This window comes from Rhodococcus sp. Leaf247 (assembly GCF_001426185.1).
In the GTDB taxonomy this organism is placed as follows: domain Bacteria; phylum Actinomycetota; class Actinomycetes; order Mycobacteriales; family Mycobacteriaceae; genus Rhodococcoides.
In genome coordinates, this window is sequence record NZ_LMRP01000004.1 from 501,812 (window position 1) to 525,719 (window position 23,908).

General features: G+C 67.1%; 20 protein-coding genes and 2 tRNA genes. 16 read left to right on the top strand and 6 right to left on the bottom strand.

Features of this window, described 5'->3' with window-relative positions:
* The first annotated feature begins 113 nt into the window (after window positions 1-113).
* The gene (locus ASG64_RS20360) at window positions 114-1,145 is read left to right on the top strand and encodes an ATP-dependent 6-phosphofructokinase (protein WP_042576497.1); all 1,032 of its coding nucleotides are present in this window, start codon (window positions 114-116) and stop codon (window positions 1,143-1,145) included.
* A 21-nt stretch (window positions 1,146-1,166) separates the two neighbouring features.
* Window positions 1,167-2,681: an Asp-tRNA(Asn)/Glu-tRNA(Gln) amidotransferase subunit GatB gene (gene gatB / locus ASG64_RS20365; protein WP_042576498.1), complete on the top strand. Its 1,515-nt coding sequence runs from the start codon at window positions 1,167-1,169 to the stop codon at window positions 2,679-2,681.
* A 12-nt stretch (window positions 2,682-2,693) separates the two neighbouring features.
* On the opposite strand, the gene ASG64_RS20370 is transcribed toward gatB, so the two are convergent.
* Complete coding sequence (locus ASG64_RS20370) at window positions 2,694-3,845, bottom strand: PQQ-dependent sugar dehydrogenase (RefSeq protein ID WP_082518533.1); 1,152 nt, start codon at window positions 3,843-3,845, stop codon at window positions 2,694-2,696.
* Between the two features lie 64 nt (window positions 3,846-3,909).
* Between ASG64_RS20370 and ASG64_RS20375 the strand changes: the two genes are divergently transcribed.
* The gene (locus ASG64_RS20375; RefSeq protein WP_042576499.1) at window positions 3,910-4,749 is read left to right on the top strand and encodes a DoxX family protein; all 840 of its coding nucleotides are present in this window, start codon (window positions 3,910-3,912) and stop codon (window positions 4,747-4,749) included.
* Between the two features lie 69 nt (window positions 4,750-4,818).
* Here ASG64_RS20375 and ASG64_RS20380 read toward each other — a convergent pair whose 3' ends face one another.
* Window positions 4,819-5,307 (bottom strand): PH domain-containing protein, encoded by a 489-nt coding sequence (locus tag ASG64_RS20380; RefSeq protein WP_162245403.1) that lies wholly within the window; start codon window positions 5,305-5,307, stop codon window positions 4,819-4,821.
* Between the two features lie 244 nt (window positions 5,308-5,551).
* On the opposite strand from ASG64_RS20380, the gene ASG64_RS20385 reads away from it, so the two are divergent.
* The 5 genes from ASG64_RS20385 (at window position 5,552) to ASG64_RS20405 (ending at window position 11,844) form a co-directional block, all read left to right on the top strand.
* Window positions 5,552-7,480 carry an acetolactate synthase large subunit gene (locus ASG64_RS20385; RefSeq protein WP_042576500.1) on the top strand — a complete coding sequence of 643 codons (1,929 nt, stop codon included), beginning with the start codon at window positions 5,552-5,554 and terminating at the stop codon, window positions 7,478-7,480.
* The gene (gene ilvN, locus ASG64_RS20390) at window positions 7,477-7,980 is read left to right on the top strand and encodes an acetolactate synthase small subunit (RefSeq protein WP_042576501.1); all 504 of its coding nucleotides are present in this window, start codon (window positions 7,477-7,479) and stop codon (window positions 7,978-7,980) included. The genes ASG64_RS20385 and ilvN overlap by 4 nt, the downstream gene beginning before the upstream one ends.
* Before the next feature lie 79 nt (window positions 7,981-8,059).
* The gene (gene ilvC / locus ASG64_RS20395; protein ID WP_197074845.1) at window positions 8,060-9,061 is read left to right on the top strand and encodes a ketol-acid reductoisomerase; all 1,002 of its coding nucleotides are present in this window, start codon (window positions 8,060-8,062) and stop codon (window positions 9,059-9,061) included.
* Between the two features lie 147 nt (window positions 9,062-9,208).
* Entirely contained in the window at window positions 9,209-10,804 is a 1,596-nt protein-coding gene (gene serA / locus ASG64_RS20400; protein ID WP_056075971.1) for a phosphoglycerate dehydrogenase, read from the top strand.
* Window positions 10,805-10,830: 26 nt separating this feature from the next.
* Entirely contained in the window at window positions 10,831-11,844 is a 1,014-nt protein-coding gene (locus ASG64_RS20405) for a 3-isopropylmalate dehydrogenase (protein WP_042576541.1), read from the top strand.
* Here the strand turns inward: ASG64_RS20405 and ASG64_RS20410 are convergent.
* On the bottom strand, window positions 11,833-13,050 hold the full coding sequence (locus ASG64_RS20410; RefSeq protein ID WP_056075974.1) for an MFS transporter: 1,218 nt from the start codon (window positions 13,048-13,050) through the stop codon (window positions 11,833-11,835). The genes ASG64_RS20405 and ASG64_RS20410 overlap by 12 nt on opposite strands.
* A 95-nt stretch (window positions 13,051-13,145) precedes the next feature.
* Between ASG64_RS20410 and ASG64_RS20415 the strand changes: the two genes are divergently transcribed.
* The 5 genes from ASG64_RS20415 to ASG64_RS20435 all read left to right on the top strand — a co-directional run bounded on the left by ASG64_RS20415 (window position 13,146) and on the right by ASG64_RS20435 (window position 16,741).
* Window positions 13,146-13,916, top strand: a complete 771-nt coding sequence (locus tag ASG64_RS20415; RefSeq protein WP_056075977.1) for a fumarylacetoacetate hydrolase family protein — start codon at window positions 13,146-13,148, stop codon at window positions 13,914-13,916.
* Complete coding sequence (gltX, locus tag ASG64_RS20420) at window positions 13,913-15,385, top strand: glutamate--tRNA ligase (RefSeq protein WP_082043291.1); 1,473 nt, start codon at window positions 13,913-13,915, stop codon at window positions 15,383-15,385. Before ASG64_RS20415 ends, gltX begins: the two co-directional genes overlap by 4 nt.
* Before the next feature lie 50 nt (window positions 15,386-15,435).
* Window positions 15,436-16,422, top strand: a complete 987-nt coding sequence (locus tag ASG64_RS20425; protein ID WP_056075979.1) for a YihY/virulence factor BrkB family protein — start codon at window positions 15,436-15,438, stop codon at window positions 16,420-16,422.
* An 87-nt stretch (window positions 16,423-16,509) separates the two neighbouring features.
* Window positions 16,510-16,581: transfer RNA gene (locus ASG64_RS20430), tRNA-Gln, on the top strand.
* Window positions 16,582-16,668: 87 nt separating this feature from the next.
* Window positions 16,669-16,741, top strand: a tRNA-Glu gene (locus tag ASG64_RS20435).
* A gap of 152 nt (window positions 16,742-16,893) precedes the next feature.
* Here ASG64_RS20435 and ASG64_RS20440 read toward each other — a convergent pair.
* Entirely contained in the window at window positions 16,894-17,595 is a 702-nt protein-coding gene (locus ASG64_RS20440; protein WP_056075984.1) for an IclR family transcriptional regulator, read from the bottom strand.
* A gap of 94 nt (window positions 17,596-17,689) precedes the next feature.
* On the opposite strand from ASG64_RS20440, the gene leuC reads away from it, so the two are divergent.
* The 3 genes from leuC (at window position 17,690) to ASG64_RS20455 (ending at window position 20,633) form a co-directional block, all read left to right on the top strand.
* Window positions 17,690-19,108, top strand: a complete 1,419-nt coding sequence (leuC, locus tag ASG64_RS20445) for a 3-isopropylmalate dehydratase large subunit (protein ID WP_056075988.1) — start codon at window positions 17,690-17,692, stop codon at window positions 19,106-19,108.
* Between the two features lie 41 nt (window positions 19,109-19,149).
* Entirely contained in the window at window positions 19,150-19,752 is a 603-nt protein-coding gene (gene leuD / locus ASG64_RS20450; RefSeq protein WP_042576509.1) for a 3-isopropylmalate dehydratase small subunit, read from the top strand.
* A 167-nt stretch (window positions 19,753-19,919) separates the two neighbouring features.
* Window positions 19,920-20,633 carry an HU family DNA-binding protein gene (locus ASG64_RS20455; RefSeq protein ID WP_056075990.1) on the top strand — a complete coding sequence of 238 codons (714 nt, stop codon included), beginning with the start codon at window positions 19,920-19,922 and terminating at the stop codon, window positions 20,631-20,633.
* 69 nt (window positions 20,634-20,702) lie between these two features.
* Here ASG64_RS20455 and ASG64_RS20460 read toward each other — a convergent pair whose 3' ends face one another.
* Both ASG64_RS20460 and ASG64_RS20465 read right to left on the bottom strand, forming a co-directional pair.
* Window positions 20,703-21,638 carry an NUDIX hydrolase gene (locus ASG64_RS20460; RefSeq protein WP_056075994.1) on the bottom strand — a complete coding sequence of 312 codons (936 nt, stop codon included), beginning with the start codon at window positions 21,636-21,638 and terminating at the stop codon, window positions 20,703-20,705.
* A gap of 10 nt (window positions 21,639-21,648) precedes the next feature.
* Window positions 21,649-23,883: an RNA degradosome polyphosphate kinase gene (locus ASG64_RS20465; protein WP_442971170.1), complete on the bottom strand. Its 2,235-nt coding sequence runs from the start codon at window positions 23,881-23,883 to the stop codon at window positions 21,649-21,651.
* Window positions 23,884-23,908 lie beyond the last annotated feature (25 nt).

Below are 23,908 nucleotides of genomic sequence, written 5' to 3' on the forward strand. Positions count from 1 at the left end.
CTCTCGAATTTGTGAGTCCGACCGCACCGATCCGGCCCGGGCGTAGCAAGATGGTGCCCAGCACATAGCGGGCACCGCTCGCGATGAACCGGCACAGTGAGAGGTTTCGGACCATGCGTATCGGAGTACTGACCGGCGGCGGCGACTGCCCGGGACTCAACGCGGTCATCAGGGCCGTCGTACGCACGGCCGACGCCCGATACGGATCCTCCGTGGTCGGCTTCCTCGACGGGTGGCGAGGTCTGCTCGAGGACCGTCGTATCCAGCTCCGCAACGACGACCGCAACGATCGCCTCCTCACCAAGGGCGGCACGATCCTGGGAACCGCCCGCACCAATCCCGACAAGTTGCGCGCCGGACTGGACCAGATCAAGCAGACGTTGGACGACAACGGAATCGACGCGCTGATCCCCATCGGCGGCGAGGGCACTCTGACCGCGGCGCACTGGTTGTCCCAGGAAGGCGTCCCGGTCATCGGCGTTCCGAAGACCATCGACAACGACATCGACCGCACCGACGTCACGTTCGGTTTCGACACCGCCCTGACCATCGCGACGGACGCCATCGACCGACTCCACAGCACGGCCGAGTCGCACCAGCGCGTCATGCTCGTCGAGGTCATGGGACGCCACGCGGGGTGGATCGCGCTGCATTCGGGTCTGGCGTCGGGCGCGCACATGACGCTGATTCCGGAGCAGCCCTTCGACGTGCAGGAAGTCTGCGATCTGGTGAAGAAGCGTTTCCAGCGCGGCGACTCGCACTTCATCTGCGTCGTCGCCGAGGGTGCCACGCCGAAGGAAGGGTCGATGGAGATCCGTGACGGCGGCATCGACGAGTTCGGTCACATCCGATTCACCGGCGTCGCACAGCAACTGGGGGTCGAGATCGAACGGCGCATCAACAAGGAAGTGCGCACCACGGTCCTCGGCCATGTGCAGCGCGGCGGCAAGCCGACGCCGTACGACAGGGTCCTGGCGACGCGCTTCGGCGTCAACGCCGCCGATGCCGTGCACGCGGGGGAGAAGGGCAAGATGGTCTCGCTCCAGGGCGCGGAGATCGGTCTGGTCGAGCTCGAGGACGCCGTGGCTCGGCTCAAGCGTGTACCCGAGAGCCGGTACCGCGACGCCGCCGCATTCTTCGGCTGACTTCGGCCGTAAACTGAGCGCATGACTGCAGCCACCTCTTCCGCGACGAGCCTGATGGACTACGACGAGGTGATCGCCCGGTTCGACCCCGTTCTGGGCATGGAGGTCCATGTCGAGCTGGGCACCGCGACGAAGATGTTCTGCGGGTGCCCCACCGAGTTCGGTGCCGAGCCCAACACGCAGGTGTGCCCGGTGTGCCTCGGACTCCCGGGTGCGCTGCCCGTGGTCAACGCCGCGGCCGTCGAGTCGGCGATCCGCATCGGACTGGCGTTGAACTGCTCGATCACCCCGTGGGGGAGGTTCGCGCGTAAGAACTACTTCTACCCGGATCAGCCCAAGAACTATCAGATCTCGCAGTACGACGAGCCCATCGCCACCGAGGGATACCTCGACGTCGTGCTCGACGACGGATCCACTTGGCGCGTCGACATCGAACGCGCGCACATGGAGGAAGACACCGGTAAGTCGCTGCACGTCGGCGGCGCCACCGGTCGGATCGACGGGGCCAGCCACTCGCTGCTCGACTACAACCGAGCCGGAGTCCCCCTCGTAGAGATCGTCACCAAGACGATCGAGGGCGCGGGAGAGCGTGCCCCCGAGGTCGCTCGCGCCTACGTCACCGCCCTGCGCGAGCTGATCCGCGAACTCGGTGTGTCCGACGTCCGGATGGACCAGGGATCGCTGCGGTGCGACGCGAACGTGTCGTTGATGGAGAAGGGTGCGCCGGAATTCGGGACGCGCACCGAGACCAAGAACGTCAACTCCCTCAAGAGCGTCGAGGTCGCGGTGCGCTACGAGATGCGCCGTCAGGCAGCGGTTCTCGCCGACGGCGGGGAGATCACCCAGGAGACGCGCCACTTCCAGGAGGCGGACGGCAGCACGTCTCCGGGCCGCAAGAAGGAGACTGCCGAGGACTACCGGTACTTCCCGGAGCCGGACCTCGAGCCCGTCGCACCCGATGCCGCGTGGGTCGAGGAACTGCGCGCCACCATCCCCGAGGCACCCTGGATCACGCGCGCCCGGATCCAGAAGGACTGGGGCTGGTCGGATCTGGTGATGCGCGACGTCGTCAACGCCGATGCGCTCGGTCTCATCACGGCCACCGTCGACGCCGGCGCGACCCCGGACGCCGCCCGCAGCTGGTGGGTCGCCTACCTCTCCCAGCAGGCCAACGCACGCGAGGTCACCCTCGCGGACCTGCCCATCACCCCGGTCCAGGTCGCGCGAGTGGCGGCGCTCGTCGCCGATCGCACGCTGACCAACGCCAACGCGCGCAAGGTCGTCGACGGTGTACTCGCCGGTGAAGGTGACCCCGACGCGGTCGTCGAAGCACGCGGACTCGCTGTCGTGCAGGACGATTCGGCTCTGGAAGCAGCCGTGACCGAGGCGCTCGCCGCCAACCCGTCGGTGGCGGAGAAGATCCGCGGCGGCAAGGTCCAGGCCGCCGGAGCCATCGTCGGTGCGGTCATGAAAGCCACCAAGGGTCAGGCAGACCCGGCCCGAGTCAAGGAACTGGTCATCGCCGCCTGCAGCTAGCCCGCCGGCCGGTCAGTCGCTACCGCCGCCGCCGGAGGGCACCGGAACAATGACCACTCGGTCGTCGGTCGGAACGGGCTGACCGCCGTCCTTGTTCACGGTGCTGACCCACACCTGCCCTTCGGCGCCGAGCGACGCGCCGCGCAGGCGGCCGTACCGGTCCTGGGCGATCAGGGTCGGCGGGGTGGTGACGGCGCCCGTCTCGGGATCCACCGGAACGAGGCTCACGGCGCGTGCACCGGACATGGACACCGAGACCGATCCGGGCCCGGCGGCGCATCCGCCGACGCCGGGCTTGTCGGGCCACGTCCACACCGGGCTCACCACGGCGCCCTCCGGGGTGATGCGCGACAGACGGTCCTCCGAGGCGGTGGCGTCCGTGACCCAGGTGCTGCCGGTGCCGTCCACGCACACGTCTCCCGCGCGCCCGATGCCGCTCATGACGATGCGCGGTACGACCGGCGACGGCGGGTCGACGCGAGGGTTGTCGATGGCCAGAACCTTGCCGGCCAGTGACGAGGGGTCGGACGACGACGCCGGGCTGCCCGCATCTCCGGTGATGACGCGCAGTTCCGTCGGCGAGGTGAAGTCGAGCGCCCCCGAGTTCTCGGTGCTGCCGCGAGGAATGCCCGTCAGGACAGGCTTCGGCACGTCGCCCGCGGCGATTCGCACGACGCGATTGTCCGACGCGGTGGTGATGTAGGCGTAGAGAAGTCGGTCCTCGTCGTACGTCGGGGACAGCGCGACGTCGAGAAGGCCGCCACCGCCGGATCCGTCGACGGGGACGGACGCGACGGGTCGCGGAGTTTGTCCCGGTGCCACCTGGAAGATCGTGCCGGTGCGGCGTTCACCGACGAGGGCAGCGGCGCCTCCGGGGAGCACGACCAGGCCGGACAACGTGTCGAGGCACGTCGCGACGACGTTCGGATCCGGGTCGATGCACGGCCCGGTGGCCGGCGACGGCGGGGGAGGAGTGCTGGATCCCGGAGCGCCCGGCTCGACCGGTTCGATGTCGGCAGCCCCGAACGTCGGCTCCGGTGAGAACGGGGTGGACGCCGAGTCGTCGAATCGTGCGCAGCCCGCGGACACGGTGATCACCGCGAGGACCGCGGCCCCGATCGCCGTCGTGCGCCCTGATGCTCCGAACATGTCACGCACCGTCATGAGATCCCACGGTACGGGTCGCGCCTGCGCCGAGAAGCGGGCTGCCGCAACTAGGCTGACGCCCGTGAGTGACAAGCCCGAAGACACAGGCCGATCGACGTCCGGATACGAGCCGGCCGCGAGTCCCTACGACCAGCCGACGGAGCGATTGGGACAGGGCGCCGGCGGGCAGTCCGTCCCGCGCACCGACGACGATCTCGACGCCGGGTCGTCGCGCACCGCGCACCCCACCGAAAAGCTGCCGTCCTACGAGACGGCGCCCGCCTACACCGCACCGGGCTCCACCCGTGAGCCCGCGTACGACGACAGCGCCACCCGCGCGATCCCGGTCGCGGGAGCATCGGCCGCCCCGGTGGATGTCGAGCCCGAGGCCCGCATCGTCCCCGAGAAGCGCGGCACCCTCGACCTGGGCCTGTTGATCCTGCGCGTGAGCGTCGGTGCGATCGTCCTGGTGCACGGCTTGCAGAAGCTGACCGGGTGGTTCGACGGACCGGGTCTCTCGGGCTTCCAGGAGATCGTCGCCGGTGCCGGATACGACCAGGCACGGTTGCTGTCGATCCTGGGCGCGGTCGGTGAGGTCGCCGGCGGAGCGCTGCTCATCCTCGGCCTCGCGACACCTCTGGCCGGCGCTGCCGTGGTCGCGGTCATGATCAACGCGTGGCTGGTCCGTCAGGTCGCGGAACCCGGCCTGCAGTTCTTCGCACCCTCCGGCGTCGAGTACGAGACTCTGCTGGTGCTCGCCGCGGCGGCCATCATCCTCACGGGACCGGGACGCATCGCCGTCGACGGTGGTCGTGGTTGGGCCCGTCGCCCGTTCATCGGATCGTTCCTGGCTCTGGCCATCGGAGTCGGCGGCGCCGCTGCGCTGTGGATCTTCCTGAACGGCGCCGACCCCTTCGCCTGATCCGTGCCCAGTCGTCCACAACTCGGCCGGATCGACGGGAACCCGTCTGTTCGGTCGAGTTGTGGACGCTCAGGCACCGGTCTCGGAGTCGGTGTCCTCGGCAGGAGTCTCGACGGGTGAGGGATCGGGGACCGCGCCGCCGCTGGCGACGGACAGCTGCGGAAGCTTGTCCACCGTCACACCGGGCATCCGCACGGACGAGCCGTCCGCCAGCGTCGCCTTGCCCCATCCGAAGCGGGGGAACAGCAGTCCCGTGACCGACGACCATTCGACGGTCGTCGACCCGAAGGCGCGCCGCGAGACGAAGCGCTCGGGCGTGACCGTGGTGCGCACCCGCAGGATCCAGTACGCGAGGAGCAGGGGGAGCGCGAGCATCCACCCGAAAAGCGCGGGCGCTCCGACCACGGGGAACGTCACCCCGAAGAGGAACAGGGCGACTCCGGACAGCGCCAGCGCGGGTACGCGGAACACCGTGGGAGCGACGGGGGACGCGTCGGGAGCGGGGTCGTCGGTATGGGAGACTGTCACCGGTGGTTCGGACTGCTGCGAAGACGTCACCCCTACATCTTCGCACTGCACATACGCCATCCCACATAATGGGATCACGGGTTCGGTAAGTTTGACTGGCACAGCATCACGCGCCTAACGTCACGTGTGTGAAGCATGAAGAGTTCCTCGTAATCGGCAGGCGCGTCGTCGCCTGAGCCGAAACACTTCACGCTCAGCCATGACGCGCCACCCTCGTACAGCATCTGCTGGCGAGGGTTTTTTCTTGCCCGGATGAAGATCTAAGGAAGCACCAGTGAGCGCACCCACCGCCCGGCCCGGCCCGGCAGCACGCAAGGTCACGCCTGCCGCCGATCGCCCCACGCCGTCCGCGACGCCGACGCGTCGTCCCCTGCCCCCCGAGCGCGTGACGGGCGCCAAGTCCGTCGTCCGTGCGCTCGAAGAACTCGATGTAGATGTCGTCTTCGGCATTCCGGGTGGTGCCGTTCTTCCTGTCTACGACCCGCTCCTCGATTCCACGAAGGTGCGGCACGTCCTGGTGCGCCACGAGCAGGGTGCAGGACACGCTGCGACCGGATACGCCCAGGCCACAGGTCGGGTCGGCGTCTGCATCGCCACGTCCGGTCCGGGTGCCACCAACCTGGTCACCCCGCTTGCCGACGCGCAGATGGACTCGGTCCCGATCGTCGCCATCACCGGTCAGGTCGGCCGCGCGCTGATCGGCACCGACGCGTTCCAGGAAGCCGACATCTCCGGCATCACGATGCCGGTCACGAAGCACAACTTCCTGATCACCGATCCGATCGACATCCCGCGCATGATCGCCGAGGCGTTCTACCTCGCGTCGTCCGGTCGACCGGGTGCTGTCCTCGTCGATATCCCCAAGGACGTGCTGCAGGCGCAGACCACGTTCTCGTGGCCGCCGGAGATGAAGCTGCCCGGCTACCGCCCGGTGACCAAGCCGCACGGCAAGCAGGTGCGCGAGGCAGCTCGACTCATCGCGGCTGCGAAGAAGCCGGTGCTGTACTGCGGCGGCGGCATCATCAAGTCGAACTCGTCGCCGGAGCTGCTCGAGCTCGCGGAGCTCACGGGCATCCCCGTCGTGACGACGCTGATGGCACGCGGCGTCTTCCCGGACAGCCACGACCTGAACCTCGGTATGCCCGGCATGCACGGCACCGTGGCCGCGGTGGCCGCACTGCAGAAGAGTGATCTGCTGATCACGCTCGGTGCTCGCTTCGACGACCGCGTGACCGGACAGCTCGATTCCTTCGCCCCCGAGGCGAAGGTCGTCCACGCCGACATCGATCCCGCCGAGATCGGCAAGAACCGGTTCGCCGACGTGCCGATCGTGGGCGACTGCCGCGAGGTCATCGTCGAGCTCATCGAGGCCATCCGTGCCGACCAGGCCACCGGCACGACGCTGGACCTCGCCGACTGGTGGACCTACCTCGACAACGTGCGTCGCACGTACCCTTTGAGTTACGACCGGCCCTCCGACGGTGCGATGTCGCCGGAGTTCGTGATCCAGTCCATCGGCAAGTTCGCCGGACCGGATGCGATCTACTGTGCCGGCGTCGGCCAGCACCAGATGTGGGCTGCGCAGTTCATCAGCTACGAGAAGCCGCGCACGTGGCTCAACTCGGGTGGACTGGGCACGATGGGCTACGCCGTGCCCGCCGCCATGGGCGCCAAGATGGGTCTGCCCGACACCGAGGTGTGGGCCATCGACGGCGACGGCTGCTTCCAGATGACCAACCAGGAACTCGCGACCTGCGCGGTCGAAGGCATCCCGATCAAGGTCGCCGTCATCAACAACGGCAACCTGGGCATGGTCCGCCAGTGGCAGACGCTGTTCTACGAGGAGCGGTACTCCAACACCGAGCTGGGCACGCACGGAACGGTGCGCATCCCGGACTTCCTCAAGCTCGCGGAGGCGCTCGGCTGTGTCGGACTGCGCTGCGAGCGTGAGGAAGACGTGGACGCCGTCATCGCGCAGGCTCGTGCCATCAACGACCGCCCGGTGGTCATCGACTTCATCGTCGGCAAGGATGCCCAGGTGTGGCCCATGGTCGCCGCGGGCACCGGCAACTCCGAGATCATGGCCGCGCGCGGAATCCGCCCGCTGTTCGACAACGACGAGGAAGCCGCGCAGGAGCCCGGTTCGGTCGGCGACGTCACCGAAGCGGCTCAGGGCGCGAACGCGAAAGGTATCGACCTGTGAGCACCAGTCACACCCTGAGTGTCCTCGTGGAGGACAAGCCGGGCGTTCTCGCGCGCGTCGCGTCGTTGTTCTCGCGCCGCGGATTCAACATCGCCTCGTTGGCGGTGGGCGGCACCGAGATTCCCGAGATCTCCCGCATGACCATCGTGGTCACCGTCGACGAGTTCCCCCTCGAGCAGGTGACCAAGCAGCTCAACAAGCTGGTCAACGTCATCAAGATCGTCGAGCAGGAGGCCGACTCGTCGGTCGCTCGCGAGCTGGTGCTGATCAAGGTGCGTGCCGACGCCAGCGTGCGCAGCGAGGTCATCGAGACGGTGAACCTGTTCCGCGCCAAGGTCATCGACGTCTCACCCGAGGCTGTCACGGTCGAGGCGACGGGCACCCGGTCCAAGCTCGAGGCATTGCTGCGGATGCTCGACCCGTACGGAGTGCGAGAGATCGTGCAGTCCGGAGTCGTCGCCGTCGGACGCGGACCGAAGTCCATCACCGCGTCCCGCTAGACACCCAACCCAGTAGTTTCGAGTACCCGGTCACATTCGACCGGGACAGATGTAGGAGGAAACCACAGTGGCAGTCGAGATGTTCTACGACGACGATGCCGATCTCTCGATCATCCAGGGCCGCAAGGTCGCTGTGATCGGGTACGGAAGCCAGGGCCACGCGCACTCGCTGAGCCTGCGCGACTCGGGCGTCGATGTCCGCATCGGCCTCAAGGAAGGCTCCAAGTCGCGTGACAAGGCTGCCGAGCAGGGTCTCGGTGTGGGCACGCCGGCGGAGGTCTCCGAGTGGGCCGACGTCATCATGCTGCTCGCTCCGGACACCGCCCAGGCGCAGATCTTCAAGGACGACATCGAGCCGAACCTCAAGGACGGCGACGCGCTGTTCTTCGGTCACGGCCTGAACATCCACTTCAAGCTGATCGAGGCCCCGGCCAACATCACCGTCGGCATGGTCGCCCCCAAGGGGCCCGGCCACCTCGTGCGCCGTCAGTTCGTCGACGGCAAGGGCGTTCCCGCGCTCATCGCCATCGATCAGGACCCCAAGGGTGAAGGCCAGGCGCTCGCGCTGTCCTACGCCCGCGGCATCGGCGGCACCCGTGCCGGCGTCATCAAGACCACCTTCAAGGAAGAGACCGAGACCGACCTCTTCGGCGAGCAGGCCGTGCTGTGCGGCGGCACCGAGGAACTGGTCAAGACCGGTTTCGAGGTCATGGTCGAGGCCGGCTACGCGCCCGAGATGGCGTACTTCGAGGTTCTGCACGAGCTCAAGCTGATCGTCGACCTGATGTACGAGGGCGGCATCGCTCGCATGAACTACTCGGTGTCCGACACCGCGGAGTTCGGTGGCTACCTCTCCGGACCGCGCGTCATCGACGCCGGCACCAAGGAGCGGATGAAGGCGATCCTCGCCGACATCCAGTCCGGTGAGTTCACCCGCCGCCTCGTCGCCAACGTCGAGAACGGCAACACCGAGCTCGAAGGCCTCCGCAAGGAGAACGCCGAGCACCCCATCGAGGTCACCGGCAAGAAGCTGCGCGACCTGATGAGCTGGGTCGACCGTCCCATCACCGAGACGGCCTGACTCTCGCATTTCTGACACGGGGCACCCGCGGTCGAGTTCGTCGACCTCGGGTGCCCTGCGTCGGGTCGCGGCTCGGCCACTAGGCTGACGCCCGCACGAATCCGGAACCACACCTCTTCTCCGTCACCTGATCAGGGAGTTCTTCACGTGAGCCAGCCAGGCCGCCCCATCGTCCTCATCGCCGACAAACTTGCGCAGTCCACCGTCGAGGCACTCGGCGACGGAGTCGAGGTCCGGTGGGTGGACGGTCCGGATCGTCCGGCTCTCCTCGCCGCGGTCCCCGATGCCGACGCCATCCTGGTCCGCTCCGCGACCACGGTCGACGCCGAGGTGCTCGCTGCCGGAACCAAGCTCAAGATCGTCGCCCGCGCCGGCGTCGGCCTGGACAACGTCGACGTCCCCGCAGCGACCGAGCGCGGCGTGCTCGTCGTCAACGCTCCCACGTCCAACATCCACACCGCCGCAGAGCACGCGGTGACGCTGCTGCTCTCGGCTGCTCGCCAGATTCCCGCCGCCGACGCCACGCTGCGTCAGCACGAGTGGAAGCGCAGCAAGTTCAACGGTGTCGAGATCTTCGGCAAGACCGTCGGTGTGGTCGGACTCGGCCGTATCGGTCAGCTCTTCGCACAGCGTCTCGCCGCGTTCGAGACCCACATCATCGCGTACGACCCCTACGTCTCCCCGGCTCGCGCGGCCCAGCTCGGCATCGAGCTGGTCACCCTGGACGAGCTGCTCGAGCGCGCCGACATGTTCTCGGTGCACCTGCCGAAGACCCCCGAGACGAAGGGTCTGATCGGTAAGGAAGCACTGGCCAAGACCAAGAAGGGCGTCATCGTCGTCAACGCCGCTCGCGGCGGCCTGGTCGACGAGCAGGCGCTCGCCGACGCCATCGTCAGTGGTCACGTGTTCGCCGCCGGCCTCGACGTGTACGCCACCGAGCCGTGCACGGACAGCCCGCTGTTCGAGCTTCCCCAGGTCGTCGTGACGCCCCACCTCGGTGCATCCACCACCGAAGCCCAGGACCGCGCCGGAACCGATGTCGCGAAGTCCGTACTGCTCGCTCTCGCAGGCGAATTCGTCCCGGACGCCGTCAACGTGTCCGGTGGATCCGTCGGCGAGGAAGTCGCTCCCTGGCTCGACATCGTGCGCAAGCAGGGCGTCCTCGTCGGCGCGCTGTCCGACGAGTTGCCGACGTCGCTGTCGGTGGACGTGCGGGGCGAACTGGCGTCCGAGGACGTCGACATCCTGAAGCTGTCGGCGCTGCGCGGATTGTTCTCCGCCGTCATCGAAGATGCCGTCACCTTCGTCAACGCTCCGTCGCTGGCGCAGGAACGAGGCGTCACGGCCGAGGTCAGCACGGCCAGCGAGAGCCCGAACCACCGCAGCGTCGTCGACGTGCGTGCCGTCTACGGCGACGGGAGCGTCATCAACGTCGCGGGCACCCTCACGGGCCCGCAGCACGTGGAGAAGATCGTCAACATCAACGGCCGCAACTTCGATCTGCGCGCCGAGGGCAAGAACCTCATCGTCACGTACGGCGATCGTCCGGGCTCGCTCGGACGTATCGGCACCGCACTCGGTGACGCGGGCATCGACATCGCCGCCGCTGCGCTGAGCCAGGATGCCGAGGGCGGCAGCGCGACCATCCTGCTGCGCGTCGATCGCGACGTGTCGCAGGACGTCCGGGAGTCGATCGCCGCGTCCGTCGGCGCGACGACCATCGAGCTCGTCGACCTGTCCTGATGTCGACGCCGAACGAGGGGACTTCGATGAAGCTGGGAGTGGTCGCCGGAGACGGCATCGGACCCGAGGTGGTGGCCGAGGCTCTCAAGGTTCTCGACATCGTCGTACCGGGTGCCGAGATCACCGAATACGACTTGGGCGCTCGCCGGTATCACGCGACGGGGGAGATCCTTCCCCCGTCGGTGCTCGAGGAGTTGCGCGGACACGACGCGATCCTGCTGGGCGCCATCGGCGACCCGTCGGTACCCAGTGGCGTTCTCGAGCGGGGACTGCTGCTGACGGCGCGCTTCGCACTGGATCACCACATCAACCTGCGGCCGTCCAAGCTGTACCCGGGTGTCGTCGGTCCGCTCGCGGGCAACAAGCCGGTCGACATCGTGGTGGTGCGTGAAGGCACCGAGGGTCCGTACACCGGCAACGGGGGCGCCATCCGCGTCGGCACGCCGCACGAGGTGGCCACCGAGGTCAGCCTGAACACGCGCTTCGGTGTGGAGCGTGTGGTCCGCGACGGGTTCGCGCGCGCGATGGGTCGCCGTAAGCATCTGACCCTGCTGCACAAGACCAACGTGCTCGGCTTCGCGGGCTCGCTCTGGCAGCGGACCGTCGACGAGGTGGCCGGCGAATTTCCCGAGGTCGAGGTCGCCTACCAGCACATCGACGCGGCGACGATCCACCTGGTGACAGACCCGGGCCGCTTCGACGTCATCGTGACCGACAACCTGTTCGGCGACATCATCACCGACCTCGCCGCTGCGGTCGCCGGTGGTATCGGGCTGGCGGCGAGCGCCAACATCGACGCCACCCGCACCAACCCGAGCATGTTCGAACCGGTCCACGGCAGTGCCCCGGACATCGCGGGCAAGGGCATCGCCGATCCGACGGCCGCAATCCTGTCCGTGTCGTTGTTGCTGGCCCATCTGGGTCAGGACGATGCCGCGGCACGCGTCGAAGCCGCTGTGGCACAGGATCTCTCGACTCGCACCGCGGGCGATCCCGGACGCACGTCGGTCATCGGAGACCGCATCGCCTCACTGGTGTAGCCGGCGGCGGTGCTCACGAGGAATCGTGGGCACCGCGGCGGCCGCCACGATCGCCGACACCGCGAAGGCCACCGGGTACGACGTATGGGTGATCAACGCCCCGAACATTGGTGGCACCGCCGATGCGGCTATGAACTGGCTGGTGTTCTGCGCGCCCAGCGCTCGACCGCTCCAGAACGGTCCGGCGCGTTCGGCGACGGCGGTGAACGCGAGGCCGTTGGGGGAGACGGTGGCGACCGATGCCACGACCAGCACGACGACCGAGACCGACCAGCCCGCGGCGTCGGCGACTGCCAGCACAACCATGACGGTCACCACCGCCGCGGCTACCCAGCGCATGGGTCCGAGTCGACTTCCGACCCGATCCGAGACGGCGCCCACCCCGATCCGGCCGAACGCCCCGAGTACCTGGGCGACGGTGATCAGGATGCCGGCGGCAGCGGGGGACCATTCGCGCTGATCCACCAGCCACACCAACGAGAACGTCCACACCACGTACTGGGGCACCACCAGTGCCACCGACGCCGCGTGGATGCGCCACAGGTCGCGACGTCCCCGATAGGGGTTTGCCAGCAACTCCGCACTGGAGGACGCGGTACGCGACGGTCTCGGGGGGTCGAAGACTCCGATCACACAGGCGATCGCCCCCACGGTGGAGGCGACGGCGGGTAGCAGCATGGCGCTGCTGACTCCGTGGTCACGCGCTATTCCGGGAATCAGCAACGCGGACAGAGCAACTCCGAGGGGCAGTGACATCTGCCGGATACCCATGGCGAGGCCACGGCGGTGCGGCGGGAACCACCCCACGACGACCCGGCCGGTGGCGGAGTTGACGCTGGCCGCCGCCATGCCGCCGAGCAGGAGGAAGACGGCGAGCGCGACGGTGGACTCGGTGGCGGCCGCGCAGAACGCGGCTACTGCTGTCAGGGCGGACCCGGTGATCAACGATCGACGCTCGCCGATCCGGTCGACGACCGCGCCCCACGCGAACAGGGTCAGCACGATGCCGGTCGTCGGCATGGCGACGACGATGCCGGCCTCGGTGAGGCTCATGCCCCGTTGATCGCGGAGCGCGGGAATGAGGAAGGCCGCACCGTTCAGGAGCAGCGCGGTCGAGGCGGTCGTGAGCATGCCGATGATCAGCATGGTCCAGCGTCCTGTCGCGGACGCGCTGTAGCGCTGCACGATCGACCGGCTCCCGGTCATAGCTTCTCCGATCTCAGAATGTGAGATTGCCGTCCTGCATGGTGAACATCTCGTGCCGATGCTACAGGCGAGTGCGGGGTCGATAGACTTCGCACATGCGTCTAGGTCGAGTAGCAAGTCCCGACGGTGTCGCCTTCGTCGCCATAGAAGGCAACGGCGACGACCGGACCGCGAGGGAGATCGCCGAACATCCCTTCGGCACACCCACCTTCACCGGACGGAGCTGGTCGCTCGCCGATGTTCGCCTGCTGGCTCCCATCCTGGCGAGCAAGGTGATCTGCATCGGCAAGAACTACGCGGCACACGCCGCCGAGATGGGATCGGAAGCACCGCAGGATCCGGTCATCTTCATCAAGCCCAACACCTCGATCGTCGGGCCCGGCGCCAACATCGTGCGTCCGGCCTCGTCGAACGAGGTGCATTACGAGGGCGAGCTCGCCGTCGTCATCGGTCGGCCCTGCAAGGACGTCCCCGCTGCGCGCGCCGCGGACGTCATCCTGGGGTACACCGTCGCCAACGACGTCACCGCTCGCGATCACCAGCGTCACGACGGTCAGTGGACACGCGCGAAGGGTCACGACACCTTCTGCCCTCTCGGTCCCTGGATCGAGACCTCGCTCGATGCATCGGATCTCGCGATCAGCACCACGGTCGACGGGGAGATCAAGCAGAGCGGTCGCACATCCGACCTCCTCCACACGGTCCCCGAGATCATCGAGTGGATCTCCGCAGTCATGACGCTGCTCCCGGGCGACGTCATCCTGACGGGTACGCCGGAAGGTGTGGGTCCGATCGTCGCGGGCCAGACCGTCTCCGTCGAGATCGAGGGCATCGGCACGCTGAGCAACCCGGTGGTGGACAAGTGACGATCACGTCGGATGTCCGCGTCCGGTTCTGCCCGTCTCCCACCGGAACTCCGCACGTAGGTCTCGTGCGTACCGCACTCTTCAACTGGGCGTTCGCCCGTCACCACGGCGGTGCATTCGTCTTCCGCATCGAGGACACCGACGCGGCCCGTGACTCCGAGGACTCCTACCGTGCACTTCTCGACGCGCTGCGGTGGTTGGGTCTGGAGTGGGACGAGGGCCCCGAGGTGGGCGGGCCCTACGAGCCCTACCGTCAGTCCTTGCGACGCGATCAGCATCTCGCCGTCGTGCAGTCGCTTCTCGATGCCGGCGAGGCGTACGAGAGTTTCTCCACCCCCGAGGAGGTCGAGGCTCGACACCTCGCGGCGGGGCGAGATCCGAAGCTGGGCTTCGACAACCACGATCGCACGTTGACCGACGAGCAGCGGGCCGCCTTCCGCGAGGAGGGGCGCAAGCCCGTCGTCCGCCTGCGGATGCCGGATCACGACCTTTCGTGGAACGACCTCGTCCGCGGTGAGACCACATTCCGGGCGGGCACGGTTCCCGATTTCGCGCTGACACGCGGAAACGGTGTCCCGTTGTACACCTTGGTCAATCCCGTCGACGACGCGTTGATGAAGATCACCCACGTGCTTCGCGGCGAGGACCTGCTGTCCTCGACTCCCCGCCAGATCGCTCTGTACGAGGCACTCGTGCGCATCGGGGTGGCCGATCGGATTCCCGAGTTCGGACATCTGCCGTTCGTGATGGGGCAGGGCAACAAGAAGCTGTCGAAGCGCGATCCCGAAGCGGACCTCTTCCTGCACCGTGAGCGCGGATTCGTTCCCGAGGGCCTGCTCAACTACCTCGCACTGCTCGGATGGGGTTTCTCCGACGACCGCGACGTCTTCTCGCTGGAGGAGATGGTGCAGGCGTTCGACATCTCCTCCGTCAACTCCAATCCGGCGCGCTTCGACCAGAAGAAGGCCGACGCGATCAACGCCGAGCACATCCGGATGCTCGAGCCGTCCGACTTCGCTGCACGGTTGCGCGGCTACCTCGAGACCCACGGTCATCCGATCGAGGTGACCGACGAGGTGTTCGCCGAGGCGGCAGAACTGGTGCAGACCCGCATCGTCGTCCTGTCGGATGCGTGGGGGTTGCTCAAGTTCCTGCTTGCCCCGGCGGACCAGTTCTCGATCGACCCGGCGTCCGCGTCGAAGAATCTCGGTGCCGATGCAGGGCCGGTCCTCGACGCTACCGTGGCGGCTGCGGAGTCGCTTCCGGAGTGGACCGCCGAGGCGCTCGAGAGTGCACTCAAGACTGCGCTGATCGACGGCATGGAACTCAAGCCACGCAAAGCGTTTGCGCCGGTTCGCGTCGCGGTAACCGGGTCACACATCAGCCCGCCTCTGTACGAGTCGATGGTGTTGCTGGGGCGCGAGACATCGCTGGCCCGGCTGCGGTCGGCACGTACGTCGATCGTCTGACCGCGCCCGGCGGGGCTCGGCTGGTTCGACCGGCTCGAAAGGGATCGGCAATGAGCATCACCGACAGGATCGACCGGTTCCAGCAGCGTCATCCCGCTGTCGGCTTCCCGTTGGCCGTCTTCTACAAGTTCTTCGACGATCAGGGCGGCTACCTCGCGGCCCTGATCGCCTACTTCGGGTTCATCTCGCTGTTCCCCTTGCTCCTGCTCTTCTCCACGGTGCTCGGCATCGTGCTCGTCGGCAATCCCGAGTTGCAGCAGCGGATCATCGACTCGGCGATGAGTCAGATCCCGTTGATCGGTGAGCAACTCGGTCAGCCGGACAAACTCAGCGGTGGCTCCAGCGCCATCGTCATCGGCATCCTGGGGTCGCTGTACGGCGGCCTCGGTGTTGCCGTCGCAGCCCAGAACGCCATGAACGTGGCGTGGTCGGTGCCCAAGAACGAGCGCCCCGACCCGATCAGGGCCCGGGTGCGGGGCCTCGGACTCCTGGTCACCGTGGGAACCGCCGTCATCGGTGTGACAGTGCTCAACGGATTCAACGCCGCGGGCTTCTTCGGAACCATTGCCCAGGTGTTCGTGACCATTGCGGCGATCGTGCTCAACACCGCCACGTTCGTCGTCGCCTTCCGGCTGGGAACACCGCGGGCGGTGACGGTGAAGCAGGTCCTCCCCGGCGCCCTGATCGCTGCGCTGTTGTGGCAGGCACTCCAGACGTTCGGCGGATACTACGTCCAGAGTGTGGTCGGGGGAGCGGACACGACCAACGGCGTCTTCGCCATCGTGTTGGGCCTGCTGGCATTCCTGTACGTCGCGTCCATCGTCCTGGTGCTCTGCATCGAGGTGAACGTCGTGCGGGCGGATCGGTTGCACCCACGGTCGCTGCTGACGCCGTTCACCGACAACGTCGAGCTGACCGACGGTGACCGCGACGCGTACACCGCGGCCGCCGAGGCGCAGAAGAGCAAGGGTTTCGAGGAGATCGACGTGACCTTCGGTGAGCCCGGAGGCGAGCCCGCGGTGGATCCAGCCCGCTGACCAGCCGATTTGGTGATTCGGGCATGGTGTTTGGTAGTGTTCTCCACGGCCCGAAACGGTCCGGCGAAGCATGTCGGAACAGGCCATTGGGGTATGGTGTAATTGGCAACACAGCGGTTTCTGGTACCGCCATTCTAGGTTCGAGTCCTGGTACCCCAGCAGAGAAACATCCGATTTTGTCGGATGCTCTCGGCCGGTTACGCTTTCCCGGTTGCTCCACAGAAATGAATAACACGGCAAGTTCCTGGCCCCGTCGTCTAGCGGCCTAGGACGCCGCCCTCTCAAGGCGGTAGCGCGGGTTCGAATCCCGTCGGGGCTACAAAGTATTCGAGGACCACTGCGATTCGCAGTGGTCCTCGAATCGTTTCCGGGGTTCCACGTGCTGAGTGCACACCCCGTCTGATGAGCGCACACCGTCCGCCGCACGCCGCAGGGGGTGTGCGGTTCGTGGCAGAGGTGCTCGCTCCGCCCTTAAAGACGCTTCTGCACGGCATCCGCGGCTGCGAGGAGGTCGGCGGCCCAGCGTGCTCCGGGGCGTCGACCCATCCGGTCGATCGGCCCCGATACCGAGATGGCTGCCACCACCCGGTCGTCGCGTCCTCGGATGGGAGCGGCGACACTCGCGACGCCCGCTTCCCGCTCCGCGGCACTCTGAGCCCATCCCCGTCGGCGGACGTCCGCGAGGACTCGCTCTCCGAACGCGGCGTCGGGAAGGACGGCACGCTGCAGGGCGGGGTCGGCCCATGCGAGAAGGACTTTGGCGCCGGAACCCGCGGTGAGGGGAAGTCGGGCACCCACCAGCACCGTGTCGCGTAGACCCGTCGGCGGTTCCATGGCCGCGACACACACCCGGACGGTGCCGTCGATCCGGTACACCTGCACGCTCTCGCCCGTGATCTCGCGCAATCTGGGCAGCACCGTCGACGCTGCCTCGACGACGGGATCGCCCGCGGTGTCGGCGAGTTCCGCAAGGGCAGGTCCGGGTCGCCACAGGCCGTCGCTGTCACGGGCGAGCATCCGGTGGATTTCGAGTCCTACCGCCAATCGGTGAGCGGTCGCGCGGGGCAGGCCCGTGTGGGCGCAGAGGTCGGCGAGGCTGCACGGCTGCGTCGAGACCGCGTGCAGCACGCTCACTGCTTTGTCCAGAACGCCGATGCCGCTATGCTGTCCCATGTAGCGATACTAGCGTCTCGCATCGTGAGATGGTGAGTGTGGATCGCTGCTCGACGTATCACGGATGCTCGATGTATCGGGAGAGGTAGCAGTCATGGCACCGAAGACGCTCGCAGAGAAGGTCTGGGATCAGCACGTCGTCGTCCGCGGAGGCGGCGAAGGCGATGCGACCAAGCCGGATCTCGTCTACATCGACCTCCACCTCGTGCACGAGGTCACCAGCCCCCAGGCGTTCGACGGACTCCGTCTGGCCGGCCGACCGGTCCGCCGGCCCGATCTGACCATCGCCACGGAGGACCACAACGTCCCGACCGTCGACATCGACCAGCCGATCGCCGATCTCGTGTCTCGCACCCAGGTGGACACGTTGCGACGCAACTGCGAGGAATTCGGTATCCGCCTGCATTCGATGGGTGACATCGATCAGGGCATCGTGCACATCATCGGCCCGCAGCTCGGACTGACCCAGCCGGGCACGACCGTCGTCTGCGGAGACAGCCACACCTCGACCCACGGCGCATTCGGCGCTCTGGCAATGGGAATCGGCACCAGCGAGGTCGAACACGTCCTGGCCACGCAGACCCTGTCGCTGCGCCCGTTCAAGACCATGTCCGTCACCGTCGACGGTGAACTGGGCGACGACGTCGGCAGCAAGGACCTCATCCTGGCCGTCATCGCGCAGATCGGTACCGGCGGAGGCCAGGGCTACGTCATCGAATACCGCGGGGAGGCCGTCGAGAAGCTGTCGATGGAAGCGCGGATGACCATCTGCAACATGTCGATCGAAGCCGGCGCCCGTGCCGGGATGATCGCCCCCGACCAGACCACCTTCGACTACATCCAGGGACGACCGCATGCGCCGACGGGTGACCTGTGGGACCGCGCCGTCGCGGAATGGTCGACGTTGGTGACCGACGAGGGCGCGGTGTTCGACAAGGAAGTTCGTATCGACGGGTCGGCGCTGACACCGTTCGTCACCTGGGGCACCAATCCGGGGCAGGGCGCTCCGCTCAGCGCCTCGGTGCCGGATCCGGCGGACATCGTCGACGAGGGTGAGAGCCAGTCGGCCGAGAAGGCGCTCACCTACATGGGTCTCACCGCCGGAACGCCGTTGCGGGAGATCTCTGTGGACACCGTCTTCCTCGGTTCCTGCACCAACGGCCGGATCGAGGATCTCCGCGTCGCAGCGAAGATCCTGGAGGGTCGCACGGTGGCCGACGGGGTGCGCATGCTCGTCGTTCCGGGATCCATGCGAGTGCGTGCACAGGCCGAGGACGAGGGGCTCGGCGACATCTTCGTCGCGGCAGGCGCGGAATGGCGCCAGGCGGGGTGCTCGATGTGCCTCGGGATGAACCCGGATCAACTGGCCCCCGGTGAGCGGTCGGCGTCGACGTCGAACCGCAATTTCGAAGGGCGACAGGGCAAAGGTGGTCGGACCCACCTCGTTTCTCCCGCGGTCGCCGCGGCGACCGCGGTACGCGGACGTCTGTCCGCTCCCGCGGATCTGACCTGACCCGACCATTCTCGCGTACTGCTGCCGAAAAGGATCGCATCATGGAATCGTTCACCACTCACACCGGAATCGGCGTCCCGTTGCGTCGCAGCAACGTCGATACCGATCAGATCATCCCGGCCGTCTATCTCAAGCGAGTCACCCGAACGGGTTTCGAGGACGGTCTGTTCGCCGGGTGGCGCACCGACCCCGGCTTCATCCTCAACGTCGCTCCGTTCGACCGGGGTTCGGTTCTCGTAGCGGGTCCGGATTTCGGTACCGGGTCCTCGCGCGAGCACGCTGTGTGGGCGCTCTCGGACTTCGGTTTCCGGGTCGTCATCGCCTCCAGATTCGCCGATATCTTCCGCGGAAACGCCGGAAAGGCGGGCCTTCTCGCCGCCGTTGTCGAGCAATCCGATGTGGAACTGCTGTGGAAATTGCTCGACGAGCAGCCCGGTCTCGAACTGACGGTCGACCTGGAAACGAAGACGATCAGCGCCGGAACCCTGGTGGTGCGCTTCGATATTGACGACTACACCCGGTGGCGTCTGCTCGAGGGTCTGGACGACATCGCACTGACGTTGCGCCAGGTAGAGGCCATTTCCGAGTTCGAGAAGTCCCGCCCGGAATGGAAGCCGGTGACGCTTCCGGCCCCCGGTCGTTAGCAATTCTCCGGGTCTCTCCGCGGCCGTTGCGCGACACTCATTGTGTCCGCGACGTTTACGGCTAACACACCGATTTGGCGTGGCTCGTGGACTACTCGGCATTTCCGGTTTACCGTGGTACTCAGTCGGTCCGACGACGGGCCAATCAGTTACCGGAGGAAATACCGATGAACAAGGCCGAACTCATCGATGCGTTGACCGAGAAAACCGGTGCGGATCGTCGCGCCGCCACGGACGCAGTCGAGAACATCGTGGACATCATCGTGCGTGCCGTGCACCGCGGGGAGTCGGTGACCATCACGGGATTCGGCGTCTTCGAACAGCGTCGTCGCGCTGCTCGCGTCGCTCGCAACCCGCGCACGGGTGAGACCGTCAAGGTCAAGCCGACCTCGGTTCCCGCCTTCCGTCCCGGTGCTCAGTTCAAGGCCGTCATCGCCGGTGGACAGAAGCTGTCCGCCACCGGACCCGCCGTGAAGCGTGGCGCATCCGCCGCTCCCGCGAAGAAGACCGCAGCCGCCAAGAAGACGGCCGCCAAGAAGACTCCGGCCAAGGCACCCGCGAAGGCGCCGGCGAAGTCCACTGCCGCAGCGAAGAAGACCACCGCGGCCAAGACTCCCGCCAAGGCCCCTGCCAAGACTGCAGCGAAGAAGACGACGGCAGCCAAGGCGCCCGCCAAGACCGCCGCCAAGAAGACGACGGCAGCCAAGGCGCCCGCCAAGACCGCTGCGAAGAAGACCACCACCGCGGCCGCGAAGAAGACCACGGCAACGAAGGCTCCGGCGAAGACCGCGGCCAAGAAGACCACTCCCGCGAAGAAGGCTGCACCGGCGAAGAAGGCTCCGGCCAAGAAGGCTCCGGCGAAACGTACTGCGCGCAAGTAACCTTCGCTCGACCCCGATACGCCGACGAGCCCCGGTCCTCATGGACCGGGGCTCGTCGCGGTGTGACAGCTAGGAGTCGGTGCGGCGGGGGAGCGGCGAGTCGGTGTAGTCGGCGGCCACCAGAACGCCTCCGACGAAACTCAGGACCCAGACGCTCGCCTTGCGCGAGCGGGTCCGACTGAGTTCGATTCCGTCGCTGTCGGCCCACCACTGCATGAGGTCGGGAATGACCTTGCCCTGACTGCAGATCACCGGAACACCGGCCACGTCGCCCGCGATCTCCCTCGCGCGGCGGCGACCCCTGTCCGGGTCGCGCGCATAGCCTTCCTCGGTCAGCGTCGGTTCGAGGGTCAGGTCCACGCCGACGGACTCCGCCCACGGGGCGATGGTCTGGATACACCGTGTCCGCTCGGCGGTGAATCCGTCCGTGCCACCGAACGCTTGGATCAGCGGCACCAGCGCAGCGGCCTGCCGCACCCCGACGCTGTCGAGCGGCCGCTCGGCGTCGTCACCCTTGTAGCGCGCCTTGCTGCCGGCCCGTGCATGACGCACCAGCACAGCGGTACTGGTGGGTACGGGGTTCTGGGCGAACCGGCCCACGACGTCGCGATCGGCGTCGTAGGTGGCCAACTCCCGCGCCTCGGCCGGGGTGAGCCACTGCAGTTCGTCGACCTCGTCGTTGACGGCGAACTGGCCGTCGGTGACGCGGGCGGCCCAGTAGTCCACGTGCTTCGTCTTCTTCGATCGCGGGATCGCGTAGGTGGTACTTCCGAGGCTGTGCCCGAGAACGCAGCGGAAGCCCGTCTCCTCGTGTACTTCTCGCACCGCGGCGACTGCCGGAACCTCGTCGGCCTCGACCTTGCCCTTCGGCAACGACCAGTCGTCGTAGCGCGGCCGGTGCACGAGCGCGACGACAGGTTCGTCGCCGGAGGCCGACGCCCTCCACAGCACTGCACCGGCCGCCGCGATCGGTTCGATGTCGCGGCGTCCGCGCGACGTGCTCATCGCCCCACCCTCACGAACCGGTGTAGCGGCGCTGCCGCATCAGGGACACCTGGTGGTCGCGAACTTTCTCACCGCCGGCCGGTGACGCTGTCCACGCCCCGTCGGACTGCAACACCCAGCACCGCGTCGTCACGTCCATGGCGGAATCGAGCACCGAGTTCAGTTGATCGGACAGGCGCGGATCCTTCACCTGGGCCATCACTTCCACGCGGCGATCGAGGTTGCGGTGCATCATGTCCGCGCTGCCGATCCAGAATTCGTCGAGAGCCTTGAAATGCAGCACTCGCGAATGCTCGAGGAATCGACCGAGGATGGAGCGGACCTCGATGTTCTCGCTCAGACCCGGCACACCGGGCTTGAGAGCGCAGATGCCGCGCACCATGACCTCGACGCGGACGCCCTGGGTGGAGGCCCAGTACAGCGCGTCGATGACCTGTTCGTCGACGAGAGCGTTCGCCTTCAGGCGGATACGCGCATCCTTGCCTTCCTGGTGGGCTCGAACCTCGGCCTCGATGCGTTCCACGATGCCGGCCCGAACGCCGAAGGGAGCCACCAGCAGGTTGCGGTAGTGCTCCTTGCGCGAGTACCCGGTGAGGGAGTTGAACAGGTCCGTCAGATCGGCGCCGATCTCGTCGGACGCGGTGATCAGACCCACGTCCTCGTACAGGCGCGCAGTCTTGGGGTTGTAGTTGCCGGTGCCGATATGGCAGTAGCGGCGGATGGTCGACCCTTCACGGCGCACGACGAGGCATGTCTTGCAGTGTGTCTTGAGGCCGACCAGGCCGTAGACGACGTGCACCCCGGCCTGCTCGAGCTTGCGTGCCCAGGCGATGTTGGCCTGCTCGTCGAAGCGCGCCTTGATCTCCACGAGCGTCACCACCTGCTTGCCCGCCTCGGCGGCGGCGATCAGGGCGTTCACGATGGGGGAGTCACCGGACGTCCGGTAGAGGGTCTGCTTGATCGCCAGCACATGGGGATCGGCGGCGGCCTGCTCGATGAATCGCTGGACGCTGGTGGAGAACGAGTCGTAGGGATGGTGCAGCAGTACGTCGCCGTCGCGCACCGTGGAGAAGATGCTGCGCGGAGTCTCGCGTTCGCCGAAGGCGGGGTGCGTGGCCGGGACGAACGGTGCGTCCTTCAGCACGGGCTTGTCGACGCCGTAGATCTGCCACAGGCACGACAGGTCCAACAGTCCCGGCACCTGGATCACGTCACCCGGATCGACGTCGAGTTCGCGGAGCAGGAGATCGAGCATGTGCTCGGTCATGTCGTCGGCGACCTCGAGGCGCACGGGCGAGCCGAAGCGGCGTCGGGCGAGCTCGCGCTCGAGTGCCTGCAGCAGGTCCTCGTCGCGGTCCTCCTCCACCTCGAAATCGGCGTTCCTGGTGATGCGGAACGCGTGATGCTCCACGATCTGCAGTCCCGGGAACAGCACGTCGAGGTGAGCCGCGATGAGCTCCTCCATGGGGAGGAACGCCGGAATGGCGGGTGCGTCACCGCGTCGCAACTGGACGAAACGGTCGACGTTGTCCGGCACCTTGACACGAGCGAAGTGCTCGCCACCAGTGGTCGAATCCTTGACCGTCACAGCAAGGTTCAGGCTCAGGCCGCTGATGTACGGGAACGGGTGGGCGGGGTCGACGGCGAGCGGTGTCAACACCGGGAACACTTGTTCGGTGAAGTGCTGGGTGAGCCGCGCACGTTCGTCGGTGGTCACTTCCGACCACCGGATGACCGAGATGCCCTCGTTCGCCAGCTCCGGCAGGATGCGGTCGATGAAGGTGCGGGCGTGGCGATCCGCGATCTCCTGGGTGCGCCGGGCGATCAGGGAGAGTTGCTCGCGCGGAGACAGTCCGTCCGCCGAGCGCACGGACAGTCCGGTCTCGTCGCGACGCTTGAGCCCGGCGACACGCACCATGTAGAACTCGTCGAGGTTGCTGGCGAAGATCGCGAGGAACTTCGCGCGCTCGAGGAGAGGAAGCGAGGAATCCTCGGCCAGGGCCAGAACTCGAGAATTGAAGTCCAGCCAACTCAATTCGCGATTGAGGTAACGGTCCTCCGGCAGGAGATCGACGGGGACCGGAGTGTCCGACGTCGCCGCCGGTGGGGCGGTGGGTGCGGACGGGCGACGGCCGTCGTGCGGCGCGCTCGACTCGTCGGCGGCAGGCTCGGTGGTCTTCTCCGGCGCGGTGGCCGGGGGGAGTTTCTCGATCGCCTCGTTGTTCACGCGTCGATCATCCCCCACTCGCGGCTCCGGTGAGTAGTCGACG

What these genes read in the sequence shown, in the direction of transcription:
- ASG64_RS20405 (WP_042576541.1), top strand. Translation starts at nt 10,831, where the DNA reads ATGAAGCTGGGAGTGGTCGCCGGAGACGGCATCGGACCCGAGGTGGTG.
- leuC (WP_056075988.1), top strand. Translation starts at nt 17,690, where the DNA reads ATGGCACCGAAGACGCTCGCAGAGAAGGTCTGGGATCAGCACGTCGTC.
- ASG64_RS20410 (WP_056075974.1), bottom strand. Translation starts at nt 13,050, where the DNA reads ATGACCGGGAGCCGGTCGATCGTGCAGCGCTACAGCGCGTCCGCGACA.
- leuD (WP_042576509.1), top strand. Translation starts at nt 19,150, where the DNA reads ATGGAATCGTTCACCACTCACACCGGAATCGGCGTCCCGTTGCGTCGC.
- ASG64_RS20440 (WP_056075984.1), bottom strand. Translation starts at nt 17,595, where the DNA reads ATGGGACAGCATAGCGGCATCGGCGTTCTGGACAAAGCAGTGAGCGTG.
- ASG64_RS20460 (WP_056075994.1), bottom strand. Translation starts at nt 21,638, where the DNA reads ATGAGCACGTCGCGCGGACGCCGCGACATCGAACCGATCGCGGCGGCC.
- gatB (WP_042576498.1), top strand. Translation starts at nt 1,167, where the DNA reads ATGACTGCAGCCACCTCTTCCGCGACGAGCCTGATGGACTACGACGAG.
- ASG64_RS20455 (WP_056075990.1), top strand. Translation starts at nt 19,920, where the DNA reads ATGAACAAGGCCGAACTCATCGATGCGTTGACCGAGAAAACCGGTGCG.
- ASG64_RS20415 (WP_056075977.1), top strand. Translation starts at nt 13,146, where the DNA reads ATGCGTCTAGGTCGAGTAGCAAGTCCCGACGGTGTCGCCTTCGTCGCC.
- ASG64_RS20370 (WP_082518533.1), bottom strand. Translation starts at nt 3,845, where the DNA reads ATGACGGTGCGTGACATGTTCGGAGCATCAGGGCGCACGACGGCGATC.
- ASG64_RS20425 (WP_056075979.1), top strand. Translation starts at nt 15,436, where the DNA reads ATGAGCATCACCGACAGGATCGACCGGTTCCAGCAGCGTCATCCCGCT.
- ASG64_RS20360 (WP_042576497.1), top strand. Translation starts at nt 114, where the DNA reads ATGCGTATCGGAGTACTGACCGGCGGCGGCGACTGCCCGGGACTCAAC.
- ilvC (WP_197074845.1), top strand. Translation starts at nt 8,060, where the DNA reads ATGTTCTACGACGACGATGCCGATCTCTCGATCATCCAGGGCCGCAAG.